We start from the raw sequence: 17302 nt of genomic DNA on the forward strand, positions 1-17302 counted from the left end.
AAATAAATTGATATTTATTCTTTTTAATTCATTTCGATTGCAGGCACAGTTGGGCTCATCACGCACTCACCAGGAGCAGCACCATGAGCCTCAGACTTGGCGATATCGCCCCCGATTTCGAACAGGATTCCAGCGCCGGTACCATTCGTTTCCACGAGTGGCTGGGCGATAGCTGGGGCGTGCTGTTTTCCCATCCGGCGGACTTCACCCCGGTGTGCACCACCGAACTGGGCTTTACCGCCAAGCTCAAGGAAGAATTCGCCCAGCGCGGCGTCAAGGCGATTGCACTGTCGGTCGACCCGGTGGACTCGCACCACAAGTGGATCGAAGACATCAACGAAACCCAGAACACGCTCGTCAATTTCCCGATTCTGGCCGACGCTGATCGCAAGGTCTCGGACCTGTACGACCTGATTCACCCGAATGCCAACGACACCCTGACCGTGCGCTCGCTGTTTGTGATCGACCCGAACAAGAAGGTGCGGCTGACTATTACTTACCCGGCCAGCACCGGGCGCAACTTTCACGAAATCCTGCGGGTGATCGACTCGCTGCAACTCACCGACGACTACAAAGTAGCGACCCCGGCCAACTGGCAGGACGGTGATGAAGTGGTGATCGTGCCATCGCTCAAGGATGAAGATGAGATCAATAAGCGCTTTCCCAAGGGTTATCGCGCAGTCAAACCATACCTGCGCCTGACGCCGCAACCGAACCGCTAAACCATCCATTGCACGGCGTGGCTGACGCCGCTTTCGCGAGCAAGCTCGCTCCCACATTCGATCCGCTGTACCTGTGGGAGCGAGCTTGCTCGCGATGACGATCCACCAGGCACCGCAAAATCAGAATTGAAACGTATCCACATCGCAGGGGATTTTCAGGCCGTTATACGGCCTATTTTTTTGCCTGGAAATCGTACTTCTGCATAGTTCTTTAAAGAATAACCAAATGAATAAATATGATTTATGGATATATAAATCACCTGTTAAGGTCACTCCATCGAAGCGAGATCGCACACTGCGAATCGCCTGAATTGTTCAAGGAATTATCTGAATGCTGGTCGTCTCACTCGGTGGCAGCCCCAGCCAACGCTCCCGTTCCGGGGTGCTGCTGGAACGCTCGCAACGCTGGTTGCAGGAACGCGGTGTGGAAGTGGTGAGTTATCAGGTACGGGACTTCCCGGCCGAAGACTTGCTGCACGCACGCTTCGACAGCCCCAAGGTGATCGACCTGTTGCAGCAGATTGCCAACGCCGATGGCCTGCTGATCGCCACGCCGGTCTACAAAGCGTCGTTCTCTGGCGCGCTGAAAACCGTGCTCGATCTGCTGCCCGAGCGCGCGCTGGATCACAAAGTGGTGTTGCCAATGGCAACTGGCGGCAGCATCGCACACATGCTGGCGGTGGATTACGCGCTCAAACCGGTGCTGTCAGCACTGAAGGCGCAGGAAATGCTCCACGGGATTTTCGCCGTCGACAGCCAGATTGCTTACGCCGAGGGCAGTGCCCAGGCGCAACTGGCGCCGGAGCTGGAACAACGTCTGGATGAATCGCTGGAACTGTTTCTCAGCGCCATGGCGCGCCGACCGAAACCGATCGACCCGAACCTGCTCAACGAACGTTTATTAAGTGCTCGCTGGAGCATTTAAGCGGCCCTCAAGCCACCCCTGAATCTGCTCCACTCCACCTTACTCAGCCGCCAACGGCCAAGCAGGTGCAGCCAAAACCCAACAGCAAATAGGAGAGCGCCATGCGCACTGTCATTTTGCGTCGTGGTCTGGTCGCTCTGTTTGCAGCGGCTGTGACCTTCGGCGCCATTACCCAAGCACAAGCGCTTTCTTCCCATGAAGGCGTCCTGCGAATCGGCTATCAAAAGTACGGCACCCTGGTGCTGCTCAAAGCCAAAGGCACCTTGGAAAAACGCCTCGCCGCGCAAGGTGTGGACGTGCAATGGACTGAATTCCCCGGCGGCCCGCAGTTGCTCGAAGGCCTGAACGTCGGCTCGATCGACTTCGGCGTCACTGGCGAAACGCCGCCGGTATTCGCTCAGGCCGCTGGTGCCGATCTGCTCTACGTTGCCTACGAACCACCGGCGCCGCACAGCGAAGCGATCCTGGTGCCGAAGGACTCGCCGATCAAATCGGTGGCCGACCTCAAGGGCAAAAAAGTCGCCCTCAACAAAGGCTCGAACGTCCACTACCTGCTGGTGCGCGCACTCGAAGACGCCGGGCTCAAATACACCGACATCCAGACTGTCTTCCTGCCACCCGCCGATGCCCGCGCGGCGTTCGAACGCGGCAGTGTCGATGCGTGGGTGATCTGGGACCCGTACCAGGCCGCCGCCGAACAGCAACTGCAAGCGCACACCCTGCGCGATGGCCAGGGCATCGTCGACAACCATCAGTTCTACCTCGCGACCAAGCCCTACGCGCAGAAAAATCCTGAAGTGATCAAGACCCTCATCGAAGAAGTGCGCGCGGTCGGTGAATGGTCCAAAGCCAATCCTGAAGATGTGACCAAACAGGTCTCGCCGCTGCTCGGCTTGCCGGCGGACATCACCCTGACTTCGGTCAAGCGCCAGGGCTACGGCGCGCTGTTCCTGACCCCGGAAGTGGTCGCTGCGCAACAGAAAATCGCCGACAGCTTCTATCAGCTCAAGCTGATTCCCAAGCCGTTGAGCATCAAAGACGTGATCTGGACGCCACCGGCAGCCGTTGCCAAAGCGCAGTAATTCGAACCCCCAAGGAGACCACTCCATGAGCCTCAATATTTTCTGGTTCCTGCCAACCCACGGCGACGGCCATTACCTTGGCACCGCCGAAGGCGCTCGCGCCGTTGACCACGGTTACCTGCAACAAATCGCTCAAGCGGCCGATCGCCTGGGGTTTGGCGGGGTGTTGATCCCCACCGGGCGCTCCTGCGAAGACTCGTGGCTGGTCGCCGCGTCGCTGATCCCGGTGACCCAGCGCCTGAAATTCCTTGTCGCGCTGCGCCCCGGGATCATTTCCCCGACGGTCGCCGCGCGTCAGGCCGCAACCCTGGATCGGCTGTCCGGCGGGCGGGCGTTGTTCAACCTGGTCACGGGCGGTGATCCGGACGAATTGGCTGGCGATGGCTTGTTTCTCAGCCACGAAGAGCGTTATCAGGCTTCGGTGGAATTCACCCGCATCTGGCGCCGCGTGCTCGAAGGCGAAACCGTCGATTACGATGGCCAGCACATCAGCGTGAAGGGCGCCAAACTGCTCTATCCGCCGATCCAGCAACCGCGTCCGCCGCTGTACTTCGGCGGCTCGTCGGAAGCGGCGCAGGACTTGGCCGCTGAACAAGTGGAAATGGTCCTGACCTGGGGCGAACCGCCAGCGGCGGTGGCCGAGAAGATTGCACAAGTGCGGGCGAAAGCGGCGAAGCTCGGGCGCACCGTGCGCTTCGGCATTCGTCTGCATGTGATCGTCCGCGAAACCAACGCGGAAGCGTGGGCCGCAGCGGATCGACTGATCTCGCACGTGGACGACGAAACCATCGCGCGCGCCCAGGCTTCACTGTCGCGTTTCGATTCGGTCGGCCAGCAACGCATGGCCGCGCTGCACGGTGGCAGTCGCGACAATCTGGAAGTCAGCCCCAGCCTCTGGGCCGGTGTCGGCCTGGTGCGTGGCGGTGCCGGCACGGCGCTGGTGGGTGACGGTCCGACCGTCGCGGCGCGGATGAAGGAATACGCCGACCTGGGCATCGACACGTTTATTTTCTCCGGTTATCCACACCTCGAAGAGGCCTACCGGGTCGCCGAATTGCTGTTCCCGCACATCGACGTCCAGCGCCCGGAACAACCGCAAGGGGCCAACTTCGTCAGCCCGTTCGGCGAGATGGTCGCCAACGACATTCTCCCCAAAGCCGCGTCCCAGAGCTGAGGCGCCGTCATGAAGAGAATTATCCACAACCTTGCGCCGTGGGCGTTGCCGGTGTTGCTGCTGGCGGTGTGGCAGTTGTCGGTGTCGGCGGGCTGGTTGTCGACGCGGATTCTGCCGGCGCCGATTGCAGTGATCGAGGCCGGCGTCAGTCTGGTGCGCAGTGGTGAAATCTGGACGCACCTGGCCATCAGCGGCTGGCGCGCGGCCCTCGGTTTTACCATCGGCGGCAGCATCGGTCTGGTGCTCGGTTTCATCACCGGCCTGTCGAAGTGGGGCGAACGCTTGCTCGACAGTTCGGTGCAAATGGTCCGCAACGTGCCGCACCTGGCGCTGATTCCGCTGGTGATCCTGTGGTTCGGCATCGACGAGTCGGCGAAGATCTTTCTGGTGGCGCTGGGCACGTTGTTCCCGATTTACCTCAACACGTATCACGGCATCCGCAACGTCGATCCGGCGCTGGTAGAGATGGCGCGCAGTTATGGCTTGAGCGGTTTCAGCCTGTTCCGGCAGGTGATTCTGCCGGGCGCGTTGCCGTCGATTCTGGTTGGCGTGCGTTTCGCGCTGGGCTTCATGTGGCTGACGCTGATCGTCGCGGAAACCATTTCCGCGAGTTCCGGCATCGGTTATCTGGCGATGAACGCGCGCGAATTCCTGCAGACCGACGTCGTGGTTTTGGCGATTTTGCTGTACGCGGTGCTCGGCAAACTTGCCGACCTCGCCGCCCGTGGACTTGAACGTGTGTGGCTGCGCTGGCATCCGGCGTATCAAGTCGCCAAGGGAGGTGCCGCATGACTGCTCAACACACCGCTCAACACACTGCTCAACAACCCCCACGCCTGCTGCGCGGAATTCCGCTGGTGGTGCGCAAGCTGCAAAAGACTTTCGGCGCGCGGCAAGTGCTGCGCGAGATTGACCTGCACATTCCGGCCGGGCAATTCGTTGCTGTAGTCGGGCGCAGCGGCTGCGGCAAAAGTACCTTGCTGCGCTTGCTCGCCGGCCTCGACAAACCTACCGGCGGCGAACTGCTGGCCGGTTCGGCGCCGCTCAGCGAGGCCCGCGAAGACACGCGATTGATGTTCCAGGAAGCGCGTTTGCTGCCGTGGAAAAAAGTCATCGACAACGTCGGCCTCGGGCTCGGCGGCGACTGGCGGCCCAAAGCCCTGGAAGCACTGGAATCGGTTGGCCTGGCGGACCGCGCCAATGAGTGGCCAGCGGCGCTGTCCGGTGGCCAGAAGCAACGCGTGGCGCTGGCCCGCGCGCTGATCCACCAACCGCGTTTGTTGCTGCTGGACGAACCGCTGGGCGCCCTCGATGCGCTGACCCGAATCGAGATGCAGCAACTGATCGAACGGCTCTGGCAAAAACACGGCTTTACCGTGTTGCTGGTGACTCACGACGTCAGCGAAGCGGTGGCGATTGCCGACCGGGTGATCCTGATCGAGGACGGCGAAGTCGGCCTCGACCTTCACGTCGAACTGCCACGCCCGCGTGTGCGCGGCTCGCATCGGCTGGCGGCGCTGGAAACCGAAGTACTCAACCGCGTGTTGTCGCTCCCCGGCGAGCCACCGGAACCGGAACCCGTTTCACCATTGCCCACGCAATTGCGTTGGGCGCAATAGAGGCAGCGGCAAGTTGCAAGCTTCAAGCGGCAAGAGGAAGCAGGGTGCTTTTTCTTGCGACTTGTAGCTTGCCGCTTGCAGCTCATTTCGACCCGAGGAGAAATCGCATGACTATCAAAGCCATCAACGTTCGTAACCAGTTCAAAGGCTCGATCAAGGAAATCGTCCTGGGTGACGTGTTGTCGGAAATCGACGTGCAAACCGCGTCCGGCATCGTCACTTCGGTGATCACCACGCGTTCGGTGAAAGAGCTGGAACTGGTGGTCGGCAGCGAAGTAATCGCCTTCGTCAAATCCACCGAAGTGTCGATCGCCAAGTTGTAAGCAGCGGCGAGCGTCTGCCTTTGATCGTTCCTACGCTCCGCATGGGAACGATCAGCTCAGGCCGACAATGTGCGCTTGGGCAGGTACGGCGGCAGATACAGTCCCAGATAGGCATCAAATACCCGCATGCCTTCTTCGGCCATGCGCGGGGTTATTTGCCCGTGCTGCTGCACTGAGCGCGCGTAAACGCGGTCGCCCAATTCCATCGCCAACGCAAACACGTCGACATCGCTCGGCAGGCGCGGCAATTCAAAGTGATGGTCGAACAACTTGTGCATCAGGTCGCCGAGTTCGATGTCGTGCTGGCGGTCGGCCTGGGTGACTTCGGTCAAGCCGTGTTGCGCGAGGATCAGTTGGCGCGCGGCGGCGTCTTCGCCGTAGATGTCGAGCATGCGTTGCTCGACCAATTGCGAGAGGTCGCGCCAACCGTTTAGCTCATCGTGATTGATCGGCGCTTGCAGGCAGGCGCGGAATGCGCCGTGGACGTCGGCGGTCAGCGCTTCGAGCAGCGCCGGGACGCTGGCGAAGAAGTGATAGACGGAGGAGGGCGGGATCTCCGCGCGCTCGGCGACGCTGTAGATCGACAGGCTGGCCACGCCCTCGGCGGCCAGCAGCGTGCGGGCGGCATCGAGGATCGAATCGATCCGCGCCTGGCTGCGTGCGCGGGGTTTGCGAATAGGGGCGGGGCGCGTCATTGAAGTCCTCCTGCGGGGCTGCGGGCATTGTACGAGCAGGCAACTTTGTTGTCTGCCCGGACACCATCGCGAGCAAGCTCGCTCCCACAGGGGATAATTTGCGAACACCAAACTCCTGTTCCCTGAAGAGCAACTGTGGGAGCGAGCTTGCTCGCGATCCGCCGCAGGCGGCCATAAAAAAACGCCGCAGGCTTCAGCAGCCGGCGGCGTTTTTTTTCTGCAACCGCTTAAACGGTATGCAGGTACCAGTTGTACTCAAGGTCGGAGATGGAGTGTTCGAACTCCTCCAGCTCACTTTCCTTGCAGGCGACGAAGATATCGATGTACTTCGGATCGATGTACTTGGCCATCACCTCGCTGTCGTCCAACTCGCGCAATGCGTCGCGCAGGTTGTTCGGCAGGCTTTGCTCATTCTGCTCGTAGCTGTTGCCTTCAACCGGTGCGCCCGGCTCGATCTTGTTGGTCAGGCCGTGATGCACGCCCGCCAGAACCGAAGCCATCAGCAGATACGGGTTGGCGTCGGCACCGGCTACGCGGTGTTCGATGCGTACGGCATCGGACGAACCGGTCGGCACGCGAATCGCCACAGTCCGGTTGTCCAGGCCCCAGCACGGTGAGTTCGGCACGTAGAACTGTGCGCCGAAACGACGGTACGAGTTGACGTTCGGGCAGAGGAAAGCCATCTGCGCCGGCAGGGTCTCGAGCACACCGCCGATCGCGTGACGCAGTGCGGCGTTCTGCTCGGGATCCTCGCTGGCAAAAATATTCTTGCCGTCACGGTCGAGAATCGAGATGTGGACGTGCAAACCGTTACCTGCCTGGCCCGGGTAAGGCTTGGCCATGAAGGTGGTGTCCATTTCATGGTCGTAGGCGATGTTCTTGATCAGACGCTTGAGCAGTACCGCGTAGTCGCATGCCTTGATCGGGTCGGCGACGTGGTGCAGGTTCACTTCGAACTGCGCCGGGGCACTTTCCTTGACGATGGCGTCGGCCGGGATGCCTTGCTCTTTCGCACCTTCCAGAATGTCCTGGAGGCAGTCGACGTATTCGTCGAGGTCGTCGATCAGGTAGACCTGTGTCGAATGCGGGCGTTTGCCGGAGATCGGCGAGCGCGGCGGTTGCGGGCGGCCGTTCACGTTCTCCTGGTCGATCAGGTAGAACTCAAGTTCGAATGCGGCGCAGATGGTCAGGCCCATCTCGTCAAACTTGGTAACAACTTGGCGCAGGACTTCACGGGGATCCGCGAAGAAGGGTTCACCTTCGAGTTCGTGCATGGTCATTAACAGTTGCGCGGTAGGGCGCTTCTGCCAAGGCTCGTTGCACAGGGTGTCTGGGATTGGATAGCAGATTCGGTCAGCATCGCCGATGTCCAGGCCCAGACCGGTGCTTTCCACCGTCGAGCCATTGATATCCAGAGCAAATAGAGAGGCCGGCAGGTTGATGCCTTTCTCGTAAACCTTGTGGAGACTGGTGCGTTCAATGCGCTTGCCGCGCACCACACCATTCATATCCGCAATCAGAAGGTCAACGTACAGAACCTCAGGATGTTCCTTAAGGAACGCGTTCGCTTCGTTAAGCTGAACGGCACGCGGGGGTACCGACATGATGCAACACCTTTGTTGTTAAAAATATCAATCATTGAGCTCTTCGGGTTTCAGTCAACCCGAACGGCATGCCGAAGTCAAGCAAGGCCTTTTTTGCCCTAAAAAAGCGCTCAAGTGGCTTTTTTGAGGCACTTTGGGGCGTTTTTATGCCTTTGAATACTTTGATGTCTGCGGGCTTGAGCGGGCCGTGTTGTATTTTTTACGGGGGTGTTGTGTAAAAAAATGAACAAGGCTAAGCTCCGATTCAAACCCATAACAGCAATAATACCGGGGTGCTTCATGTCTCGCCTGCCGTTAATCGGCGTCACCGTCTGCTCCAGGCAGATCGGTCTGTATGCTTATCACATCAGTGGCGATTGTTACGTCCACGCCAAGGCCAGCATTGCCAATGGCGCGGCGTCGACTCTTCCTTCCCCGGTGATCTCGCTGGCCCCGTCCGATATTCTGGACGGCCCGCAGCACATTCTCTTTACTACTCGTCTTTCCAATATAGAACCGTTTGACTGCGCCGGCTCAGCCGAGGCGCGGCGAACTGCTCACGATTCTGCACGCACGACCGTCGCCCCTCTACACTCTCGCGCAGCCTTCAACGGCATATGTGCGTGGTCGGCGCAGTGGCAATCTGTATCAAGTCACGCCGATGCGTCAATTGACGCCTGACTTAAACGCCTGACTTATACGAGTCAGGAAACCCAGCCTAAGAGGCATTTATGAGTAACAACCTCGACCAGCTCACCGATTGGTTGAAAGACCACAAGATCACAGAAGTCGAATGCATGATCGCCGACTTGACCGGGATCACCCGGGGCAAGATTTCGCCGACCAACAAGTTCATTGCCGAAAAAGGCATGCGCCTGCCCGAGAGCGTTCTGTTGCAGACCGTGACCGGAGACTATGTCGAAGACGACATCTATTACGAGCTGCTCGATCCGGCCGACATCGACATGATCTGCCGTCCCGACCAGAACGCGGTGTACCTGGTGCCCTGGTCCATCGAGCCGACGGCGCAGGTGATCCACGACACCTACGACAAGCAAGGCAACCCGATCGAGCTGTCGCCGCGCAACGTGTTGAAGAAGGTGCTGAAACTCTACGCCGACAAAGGCTGGCAGCCGATTGTCGCGCCGGAAATGGAGTTCTACCTGACCAAGCGCTGCGAAGACCCGGACTTCCCGCTGCAACCGCCGATTGGCCGTTCCGGTCGCCCGGAAACCGGTCGCCAGTCGTTCTCGATTGAAGCGGCGAACGAATTCGACCCATTGTTCGAAGACGTCTACGACTGGTGCGAATTGCAGGAGCTGGACCTCGACACGTTGATTCACGAGGACGGCACGGCGCAGATGGAAATCAACTTCCGTCACGGCGATGCCCTGTCGCTGGCCGACCAGATTCTGGTGTTCAAGCGCACCATGCGCGAAGCGGCGCTCAAGCATGACGTGGCCGCGACTTTCATGGCCAAACCCATGACCGGCGAGCCGGGCAGCGCGATGCACTTGCACCAGAGCATCATCGATATCGAAACCGGCAAGAACGTCTTCTCGAATGCAGATGGCACCATGAGCCAGCTGTTCCTGCACCACATCGGTGGCCTGCAGAAACTGATTCCGGAATTGCTGCCGCTGTTCGCGCCCAACGTCAATTCGTTCCGCCGCTTCCTGCCCGATACCTCGGCGCCGGTGAACGTGGAGTGGGGCGAAGAAAACCGCACTGTCGGCCTGCGCGTGCCGGACGCCGGGCCGCAGAACCGTCGGGTGGAAAACCGCCTGCCGGGCGCCGACGCCAACCCGTACCTGGCGATTGCCGCGAGCCTGCTCTGCGGTTACATCGGCATGGTCGAAGGCCTCAACCCAAGTGCGCCGGTGGTCGGTCGTGGCTATGAACGCCGCAACCTGCGCCTGCCGCTGACCATCGAGGACGCGCTGGAACGCATGGAAAACAGCGCGACCATCGAGAAATACCTGGGCAAGAAATTCATTACTGGCTACGTCGCGGTCAAGCGGGCCGAGCATGAAAACTTCAAGCGCGTGATCAGTTCATGGGAGCGGGAATTCCTGCTCTTCGCCGTCTGATACGCCGGGCGCCGCCGAGGCTGGCGGCGCTTTCACTGGATCAACAGGAGAATTCGCATGACCAGCAACAATCCGCAAACACGTGAATGGCAAGCCTTGAGCAGCGATCACCACTTGGCGCCGTTCAGCGATTTCAAACAACTCAAAGAGAAAGGCCCGCGCATCATCACCAGCGCCAAGGGCGTTTATCTTTGGGACAGTGAAGGCAACAAGATCCTCGACGGCATGGCCGGCCTGTGGTGCGTGGCGATCGGTTACGGTCGCGATGAACTGGCCGATGCCGCTGCCAAACAGATGCGCGAACTGCCTTACTACAATCTGTTTTTCCAGACTGCGCACCCGCCGGTGCTGGAGCTGGCCAAAGCCATCGCCGACATCGCGCCGCAAGGCATGAACCACGTGTTCTTCACCGGTTCCGGCTCCGAAGGCAACGACACCATGCTGCGTATGGTTCGCCACTATTGGGCGATCAAAGGCCAGCCGAACAAGAAAGTCATCATCAGCCGCAAGAACGGTTATCACGGTTCCACCGTGGCCGGCGCGAGCCTTGGCGGCATGACTTACATGCACGAACAGGGCGACTTGCCGATCCCGGGCATCGTCCACATCGCCCAGCCGTACTGGTTCGGTGAAGGTGGCGACATGAGCCCGGAAGAATTCGGGATCTGGGCGGCCAATCAACTGGAAGAGAAAATTCTCGAAGTCGGCGTGGATAACGTCGGTGCCTTTATTGCCGAGCCGATCCAGGGCGCCGGTGGCGTGATTGTGCCGCCAGAGACTTACTGGCCGCGCATCAAGGAAATCCTCGCCAAGTACGACATTCTGTTCGTCGCCGACGAAGTGATCTGTGGTTTCGGCCGCACCGGTGAGTGGTTCGGTAGCGATCATTACGATCTGCAACCGGACATGATGACCATCGCCAAAGGCCTGACTTCCGGTTACATCCCAATGGGTGGCCTGATCGTGCGTGATGAAGTGGTGAAAGTGCTCAACGAGGGCGGCGATTTCAACCACGGCTTCACCTATTCCGGGCACCCGGTGGCTGCTGCGGTGGCGCTGGAAAACATCCGCATCCTGCGCGAAGAAAAAATTATCGAGCGCGTCCACGCTGAAACGGCACCCTATTTGCAAAAGCGTCTGCGGGAGCTGAGCGATCACCCGTTGGTGGGGGAAGTGCGCGGCGTCGGCATGTTGGGGGCGATTGAACTGGTGCAGGACAAAGCCACTCGCAAGCGTTACGAAGGCAAGGGCGTCGGCATGATTTGCCGGACCTTCTGCTTCGACAACGGCCTGATCATGCGCGCGGTGGGCGACACCATGATCATCTCGCCGCCACTGGTGATTACCGAGGCGGAGATCGATGAACTGGTGACCAAGGCACGTAAGTGCCTGGACCTGACCCTGAGTGCGTTGCAGGGCTAAGTGCTAGGCTCTGAGCGAGGTGCGCGGTCGGCACTTCGCTCAGTGCAAACAAAGGCTCGGACTTTCCTTGAAAGCCTGCCTCGGAACTTGCCAGACTACCGGTCGTTCGGATGCCCTGTGACAGATCGCCGGACACGTGGTTAAAAAGAAAAACTGGAGCATTACCCATGAAGGCATTAGGTATGAAGATAGCTGGCAAGACCCTCCTCGCCATGTCCCTTATGGGCGTGATGGCGGGTGCAGTTCAGGCGGATGACAAGGTCCTGCACGTGTACAACTGGTCCGATTACATCGCGCCGGATACCGTCAAGAAGTTCGAAGCCGAGTCGGGGATCAAAGTGGTCTACGACGTGTTCGACAGCAACGAAACGCTGGAAGCCAAGTTGCTTGCGGGCAAGTCCGGCTACGACATCGTCGTGCCGTCGAACAACTTCCTCGCCAAGCAAATCAAGGCCGGCGTTTACCAGAAGCTGGACAAGTCCAAGCTGCCTAACTGGAAGAACCTGAACCCGGACCTGCTCAAAGCTGTGGCTGTCAGCGACCCGGGCAACGAACATGCCTTCCCGTACATGTGGGGTTCGATCGGCATCGGCTTCAACGCCGAGAAGGTCAAGGCTGCACTGGGTGCCGATGCGCCAACCAATTCCTGGGACTTGCTGTTCAAACCCGAGAACGCTGCCAAGTTGAAATCCTGCGGGATCAGTTTCCTCGATTCGCCAACCGAGATGCTTCCGGTGGCGTTGCATTACCTGGGCTATCCAACCGACAGCCAGGACAAAAAACAACTGGCCGAAGCCGAAGCGCTGTTCCTGAAGATTCGTCCTTCGGTGGGCTACTTCCACTCGTCCAAGTACATCTCCGACCTGGCCAACGGCAACATCTGCGTCGCGGTCGGTTACTCGGGTGACATCTACCAGGCCAAGTCCCGCGCGGCTGAAGCCGGTGACAAGGTGAAAGTCAGCTACAACATTCCGAAAGAAGGTGCGGGCAGCTTCTACGACATGGTCGCCATCCCTAAAGATGCCGAAAACGTCGAAGGCGCCTACAAGTTCATGACCTTCCTGCAGAAGCCGGAAATCATGGCCGAGATCACCAACGCGGTGCGTTTCCCGAACGGTAACGCTGCGGCCACGGCACTGGTTGATAAAGACATCACCAGCGACCCGGGCGTTTATCCACCGGCTGACGTATTGGCCAAGCTGTACGCGATTGCCGACCTGCCGGCCGCGACCCAGCGGATCATGACTCGCAGCTGGACCAAGATTAAATCCGGTAAATAAATAGACCCCTGTAGCAGCTGCCGAGGGCTGCGTTGAGGTCCGTAGGACCTCCGCGATCTCGACAGCGCAACTGCTTCGCCGTTGAACACAGCCTGCGGCAGCTGCTACAGATCTGCATAAAGTTTGCTGCAAAGGTTTATCGAGGGTAAGTTGCGCGCCGGTTTTGTTGTCAGGCAGCTACGGCTGTCATGCACACGGGGCAACTTGGGCCCAACTAATTTTAGAGGACCTCCACTTGCCTATTTTTTCTTTGTTACGCAACGCCATGCTGGTCGGCGCCGGGTTGACACTGGCCTTCAGTGTCCAGGCTGCCGGCACTGTGCATATTTATAACTGGTCGGATTACATCGGTCCGAACACCTTGGCCGACTTCGAGAAGGAAAGCTCGATCAAGCCGGTTTACGACGTCTTCGACTCCAACGAAACCCTGGAAGGCAAGTTGCTGGCCGGGCGTACCGGTTACGACGTGGTCGTGCCGTCCAACCACTTCCTTGGCAAACAAATCAAGGCTGGCGCTTTCCAGAAGCTCGACAAGAAACAACTGAGCAACTACGCCAACCTTGATCCGGTTTTGCTCAAGCGCCTGGAACAGAATGATCCTGGCAACTTGTACGCCGTGCCGTACCTGTGGGGCACCAACGGCATCGGTTACAACGTCGATAAAATCAAAGCCGTGCTCGGCGTCGACAAGATCGATTCGTGGAGCGTGCTGTTCGAGCCGGAGAACATCAAGAAACTGCACAGCTGCGGCGTCGCGTTCCTCGATTCCGCCGATGAAATGATGCCCACCGTTCTCAACTACATGGGCATGAACGCCAACAGCACCGATCCCAAGGATTACAAAAAGGCTGAAGCCAAGTTGCTCGCGGTGCGGCCTTACGTAACGTATTTCCACTCGTCCAAATACATCTCGGACTTGGCCAACGGTGACATCTGTATCGCCATCGGTTTCTCCGGTGACATGTTCCAGGCGAAGAACCGCGCTGAAGAAGCGAAGAAAGGCGTGAACATCGCTTACTCGATTCCGAAAGAGGGCGGGGCGCTGTGGTTCGACATGCTGGCGATTCCAAAGGACTCGACCAACGTCAAAGAAGCGCATGCGTTCATCAACTATCTGCTCAAACCCGAAGTCATTGCCCAGGTCAGTGATTACGTGGGCTACGCCAACCCGAACCCGGCTTCGGACAAGTTGATGGAGCAGTCGATTCGCACCGACGCCGCGGTTTATCCGCCGCAAGCGGTGCTCGACAAAACCTACGTATCGACCGAGTTACCACCGAACATTCAACGTTTGATGACCCGCAGCTGGACCAAGGTCAAGTCGGGCAAATAGCGGCAAGGATCAAACTAACCAAGGTTGGCTCACCTTGAGCGAACTGCACTCTTTTGTTTTGGGAGTTTCGTAAATGGCAGTTGCCTCCGGCGCCTACAAGAAAGCCCTCGAGGGCGACCAGACACCGAAGCAGGTGTTGGTCAAAATCGACCGGGTCACGAAGAAGTTCGACGAGACGATTGCCGTGGACGACGTGTCCCTGGAAATCAAGAAGGGCGAAATCTTCGCCCTGCTCGGCGGTTCGGGATCGGGCAAATCCACCTTGCTGCGTATGCTCGCAGGGTTTGAACGGCCCACGGAGGGGCGCATTTTCCTCGATGGCGTGGACATCACCGATATGCCGCCGTACGAGCGGCCGATCAACATGATGTTCCAGTCCTACGCCTTGTTCCCGCACATGACCGTGGCGCAGAACATCGCGTTCGGCCTCAAGCAGGACAAGATCCCGGCAGCTGAAGTCGATGCGCGTGTGGCCGAAATGCTCAAACTGGTGCAGATGAGCCAGTTCGCCAAACGCAAGCCGCATCAGTTGTCCGGCGGCCAGCGTCAGCGTGTGGCGCTGGCGCGTTCGCTGGCCAAGCGGCCGAAGCTGTTGCTGCTCGACGAACCGATGGGCGCACTGGACAAGAAACTGCGTTCGCAGATGCAGCTTGAGTTGGTCGAGATCATCGAGCGCGTCGGCGTGACCTGCGTCATGGTCACCCACGACCAGGAAGAGGCCATGACCATGGCCGAACGCATTGCGATCATGCACCTGGGCTGGATCGCGCAGATCGGCAGCCCGATCGACATCTACGAAACCCCGACCAGCCGTCTGGTCTGCGAATTCATCGGCAACGTCAACATCTTCGAAGGTGAAGTGATCGACGACGCCGAGGGTTACGCGACCATCACCTGCAAAGACCTCGATCGGCAGATCTACGTCGGCCACGGCATCAGCACCTCGGTACAGGACAAGTCGGTCACTTACGCGATTCGTCCGGAGAAACTGCTGGTCACCGCCCAGATGCCGACCTGCGAATACAACTGGTCGAGCGGCAAGGTGCACGACATCGCCTACCTCGGCGGCCACTCGGTGTTCTATGTCGAATTGCCGAGCGGCAAACTGGTGCAGTCGTTCGTGGCCAACGCCGAGCGCCGTGGCCAGCGTCCGACCTGGGGCGATCAGGTTTACGTGTACTGGGAAGATGACAGCGGCGTGGTACTTCGCTCATGAACATGCGCAAATTCAAACGCCGTATCAACCGAATAATCCCCAATGGCCGCCAACTGGTCATCGGGGTTCCGTTCATCTGGTTGTTTCTGTTCTTCATGTTGCCGTTCTTCATTGTCTTGAAGATCAGCTTCGCCGAAGCCGACGTGGCCATCCCGCCCTACACCGAGATCTACACCTTTGCCGAGCAGAAGCTGCAACTGCTGCTGAACCTCGGCAACTACGCGATGCTCGGCGACGACGAGCTGTACATCGCCGCGTACCTCGGCTCGCTGAAGATGGCGCTGATCAGCACCGTCCTGTGTTTGCTGATCGGCTACCCGATGGCCTACGCCATCGCCACCGCGCGCAAAGAGCTGCAAACGGTGCTGGTGTTGCTGATCATGATGCCGACCTGGACCGCGATCCTGATCCGCGTGTATGCGTGGATGGGCATCCTCAGCAACAACGGTTTGCTCAACGGTTTCCTGATGACCATGGGCTGGATCGACGAACCGCTGCAGATCCTCAATACCAACTTGGCGGTCTACATCGGCGTCGTTTATTCCTATCTGCCGTTCATGATCCTGCCGCTCTACGCCAACCTGGTGAAACACGACAACAGCCTGCTGGAAGCCGCGTCGGACCTTGGTTCGAGCACGTTCAACAGCTTCTGGAAAATCACTATTCCGCTGTCGAAAAACGGCATTGTCGCCGGGTGCATGCTGGTCTTCATTCCGGTGGTCGGCGAGTTCGTGATTCCGGAACTGCTCGGCGGTCCGGAAACCTTGATGATCGGTAAAGTGCTCTGGCAAGAATTCTTCAACAACCGTGACTGGCCGGTGGCGTCTGCCCTGGCGGTGGTGATGCTGGCGATCCTGATCGTGCCGATCATCCTGTTCAACCGCAGTCAGGCCAAGGAAATGGAGGGTAAAGAATGAAGCGCTTCCGTTTCTCGAGTTTCATGCTGATCGTCGGTTTGCTGTTCATCTACGCGCCGATGCTGATCCTGGTGATCTACTCGTTCAACGCCTCGAAACTGGTGACGGTGTGGGGCGGCTGGTCGATCAAGTGGTACGTCGGTTTGCTCGACAACACGCAACTGATGGGCTCGGTACTGCGCTCGCTGGAAATCGCTTGCTACACCGCGATTGCAGCAGTGGCGCTGGGCACGCTGGCGGCGTTTGTGCTGACGCGCATCACCCACTTCAAGGGCCGCACGCTGTTTGGCGGGCTGGTGACGGCGCCGCTGGTGATGCCCGAAGTGATCACCGGTCTGTCGCTGTTGCTGCTGTTTGTGGCGATGGCGCAGATGATCGGCTGGCCGCAGGAACGCGGCATCGTCACCATCTGGATCGCTCACACGACGTTCTGTGCGGCGTATGTGGCGGTGGTGGTGTCGGCGCGCTTGCGTGAGCTGGACCTGTCGATCGAAGAAGCGGCGATGGACCTCGGCGCGCGGCCGTGGAAGGTGTTCCTGCTGATCACCATTCCAATGATCGCGCCGTCGCTGGCGGCGGGCGGGATGATGTCGTTCGCGCTGTCGCTGGATGACCTGGTGCTGGCGAGTTTTGTCTCGGGGCCGGGTTCGACGACCTTGCCGATGGAAGTGTTCTCGGCGGTGCGTCTGGGCGTGAAGCCTGAGATCAACGCGGTGGCGAGTCTGATTCTGCTGGCGGTGTCGATCGTGACCTTCCTGGTCTGGTTCTTCAGCCGCCGCGCCGAAGAAAACCGCAAACGCGCGATCCAGCAAGCCATCGAAGAAAGCGCCGCCGATTCGTGGAAGCAACCGGACGTACGCCGTCCGCAAGCGCCGCAAGCGGCCTGACCCTGCAATGCTCGTTCCCCTGTGGGAGCGAGCT

General features: G+C 59.2%; 17 protein-coding genes. 15 read left to right on the forward strand and 2 right to left on the reverse strand.

Going from position 1 to position 17302, the window contains the following annotated elements; genetic code table 11:
* Window positions 1-83 precede the first annotated feature (83 nt).
* The 7 genes from BLU01_RS14345 to BLU01_RS14375 all read left to right on the forward strand — a co-directional run bounded on the left by BLU01_RS14345 (window position 84) and on the right by BLU01_RS14375 (window position 5845).
* Complete coding sequence (locus BLU01_RS14345) at window positions 84-722, forward strand: peroxiredoxin (RefSeq protein WP_092276527.1); 639 nt, start codon at window positions 84-86, stop codon at window positions 720-722.
* A 331-nt stretch (window positions 723-1053) separates the two neighbouring features.
* On the forward strand, window positions 1054-1647 hold the full coding sequence (gene ssuE, locus BLU01_RS14350; RefSeq protein WP_092276530.1) for an NADPH-dependent FMN reductase: 594 nt from the start codon (window positions 1054-1056) through the stop codon (window positions 1645-1647).
* A 101-nt stretch (window positions 1648-1748) separates the two neighbouring features.
* Window positions 1749-2729, forward strand: coding sequence for a sulfonate ABC transporter substrate-binding protein (locus BLU01_RS14355; protein WP_092276533.1), 981 nt, complete (start codon window positions 1749-1751; stop codon window positions 2727-2729).
* A 25-nt stretch (window positions 2730-2754) separates the two neighbouring features.
* Window positions 2755-3903 (forward strand): FMNH2-dependent alkanesulfonate monooxygenase, encoded by a 1149-nt coding sequence (gene ssuD / locus BLU01_RS14360; protein WP_092276536.1) that lies wholly within the window; start codon window positions 2755-2757, stop codon window positions 3901-3903.
* A gap of 9 nt (window positions 3904-3912) precedes the next feature.
* The gene (ssuC, locus tag BLU01_RS14365) at window positions 3913-4695 is read left to right on the forward strand and encodes an aliphatic sulfonate ABC transporter permease SsuC (protein WP_092276539.1); all 783 of its coding nucleotides are present in this window, start codon (window positions 3913-3915) and stop codon (window positions 4693-4695) included.
* The gene (gene ssuB / locus BLU01_RS14370; RefSeq protein ID WP_092276542.1) at window positions 4692-5522 is read left to right on the forward strand and encodes an aliphatic sulfonates ABC transporter ATP-binding protein; all 831 of its coding nucleotides are present in this window, start codon (window positions 4692-4694) and stop codon (window positions 5520-5522) included. The genes ssuC and ssuB overlap by 4 nt, the downstream gene beginning before the upstream one ends.
* Window positions 5523-5629: 107 nt before the next feature.
* A complete protein-coding gene (locus BLU01_RS14375; protein WP_003229256.1) occupies window positions 5630-5845 on the forward strand; it encodes a TOBE domain-containing protein in 216 nt (71 codons plus the stop codon).
* A 56-nt stretch (window positions 5846-5901) separates the two neighbouring features.
* Here BLU01_RS14375 and BLU01_RS14380 read toward each other — a convergent pair whose 3' ends face one another.
* On the reverse strand, window positions 5902-6540 hold the full coding sequence (locus tag BLU01_RS14380; protein ID WP_092276545.1) for a TetR/AcrR family transcriptional regulator: 639 nt from the start codon (window positions 6538-6540) through the stop codon (window positions 5902-5904).
* Window positions 6541-6767: 227 nt separating this feature from the next.
* Complete coding sequence (locus BLU01_RS14385; RefSeq protein WP_054616983.1) at window positions 6768-8144, reverse strand: glutamine synthetase family protein; 1377 nt, start codon at window positions 8142-8144, stop codon at window positions 6768-6770.
* 279 nt (window positions 8145-8423) lie between these two features.
* Here BLU01_RS14385 and BLU01_RS14390 point away from each other — a divergent pair, with 279 nt between their 5' ends.
* The 8 genes from BLU01_RS14390 (at window position 8424) to BLU01_RS14425 (ending at window position 17268) form a co-directional block, all read left to right on the forward strand.
* Window positions 8424-8804: a glutamine amidotransferase gene (locus tag BLU01_RS14390; RefSeq protein ID WP_092281616.1), complete on the forward strand. Its 381-nt coding sequence runs from the start codon at window positions 8424-8426 to the stop codon at window positions 8802-8804.
* Window positions 8805-8854: 50 nt separating this feature from the next.
* Window positions 8855-10213, forward strand: a complete 1359-nt coding sequence (locus BLU01_RS14395; RefSeq protein ID WP_092276548.1) for a glutamine synthetase family protein — start codon at window positions 8855-8857, stop codon at window positions 10211-10213.
* A 57-nt stretch (window positions 10214-10270) separates the two neighbouring features.
* A complete protein-coding gene (locus BLU01_RS14400) occupies window positions 10271-11635 on the forward strand; it encodes an aspartate aminotransferase family protein (RefSeq protein WP_092276551.1) in 1365 nt (454 codons plus the stop codon).
* Window positions 11636-11817: 182 nt separating this feature from the next.
* Complete coding sequence (locus BLU01_RS14405; protein WP_092276554.1) at window positions 11818-12915, forward strand: polyamine ABC transporter substrate-binding protein; 1098 nt, start codon at window positions 11818-11820, stop codon at window positions 12913-12915.
* Window positions 12916-13150: 235 nt separating this feature from the next.
* Window positions 13151-14248 carry a polyamine ABC transporter substrate-binding protein gene (locus BLU01_RS14410; protein WP_092276557.1) on the forward strand — a complete coding sequence of 366 codons (1098 nt, stop codon included), beginning with the start codon at window positions 13151-13153 and terminating at the stop codon, window positions 14246-14248.
* Between the two features lie 73 nt (window positions 14249-14321).
* The gene (locus BLU01_RS14415) at window positions 14322-15464 is read left to right on the forward strand and encodes an ABC transporter ATP-binding protein (RefSeq protein WP_092276560.1); all 1143 of its coding nucleotides are present in this window, start codon (window positions 14322-14324) and stop codon (window positions 15462-15464) included.
* A gap of 35 nt (window positions 15465-15499) precedes the next feature.
* Entirely contained in the window at window positions 15500-16381 is an 882-nt protein-coding gene (locus tag BLU01_RS14420) for an ABC transporter permease subunit (RefSeq protein ID WP_178076580.1), read from the forward strand.
* The gene (locus tag BLU01_RS14425) at window positions 16378-17268 is read left to right on the forward strand and encodes an ABC transporter permease subunit (RefSeq protein ID WP_092276566.1); all 891 of its coding nucleotides are present in this window, start codon (window positions 16378-16380) and stop codon (window positions 17266-17268) included. The genes BLU01_RS14420 and BLU01_RS14425 overlap by 4 nt, the downstream gene beginning before the upstream one ends.
* Window positions 17269-17302: the final 34 nt, after the last annotated feature.

The organism is Pseudomonas prosekii, assembly GCF_900105155.1.
Taxonomy (GTDB): domain Bacteria; phylum Pseudomonadota; class Gammaproteobacteria; order Pseudomonadales; family Pseudomonadaceae; genus Aquipseudomonas; species Aquipseudomonas prosekii.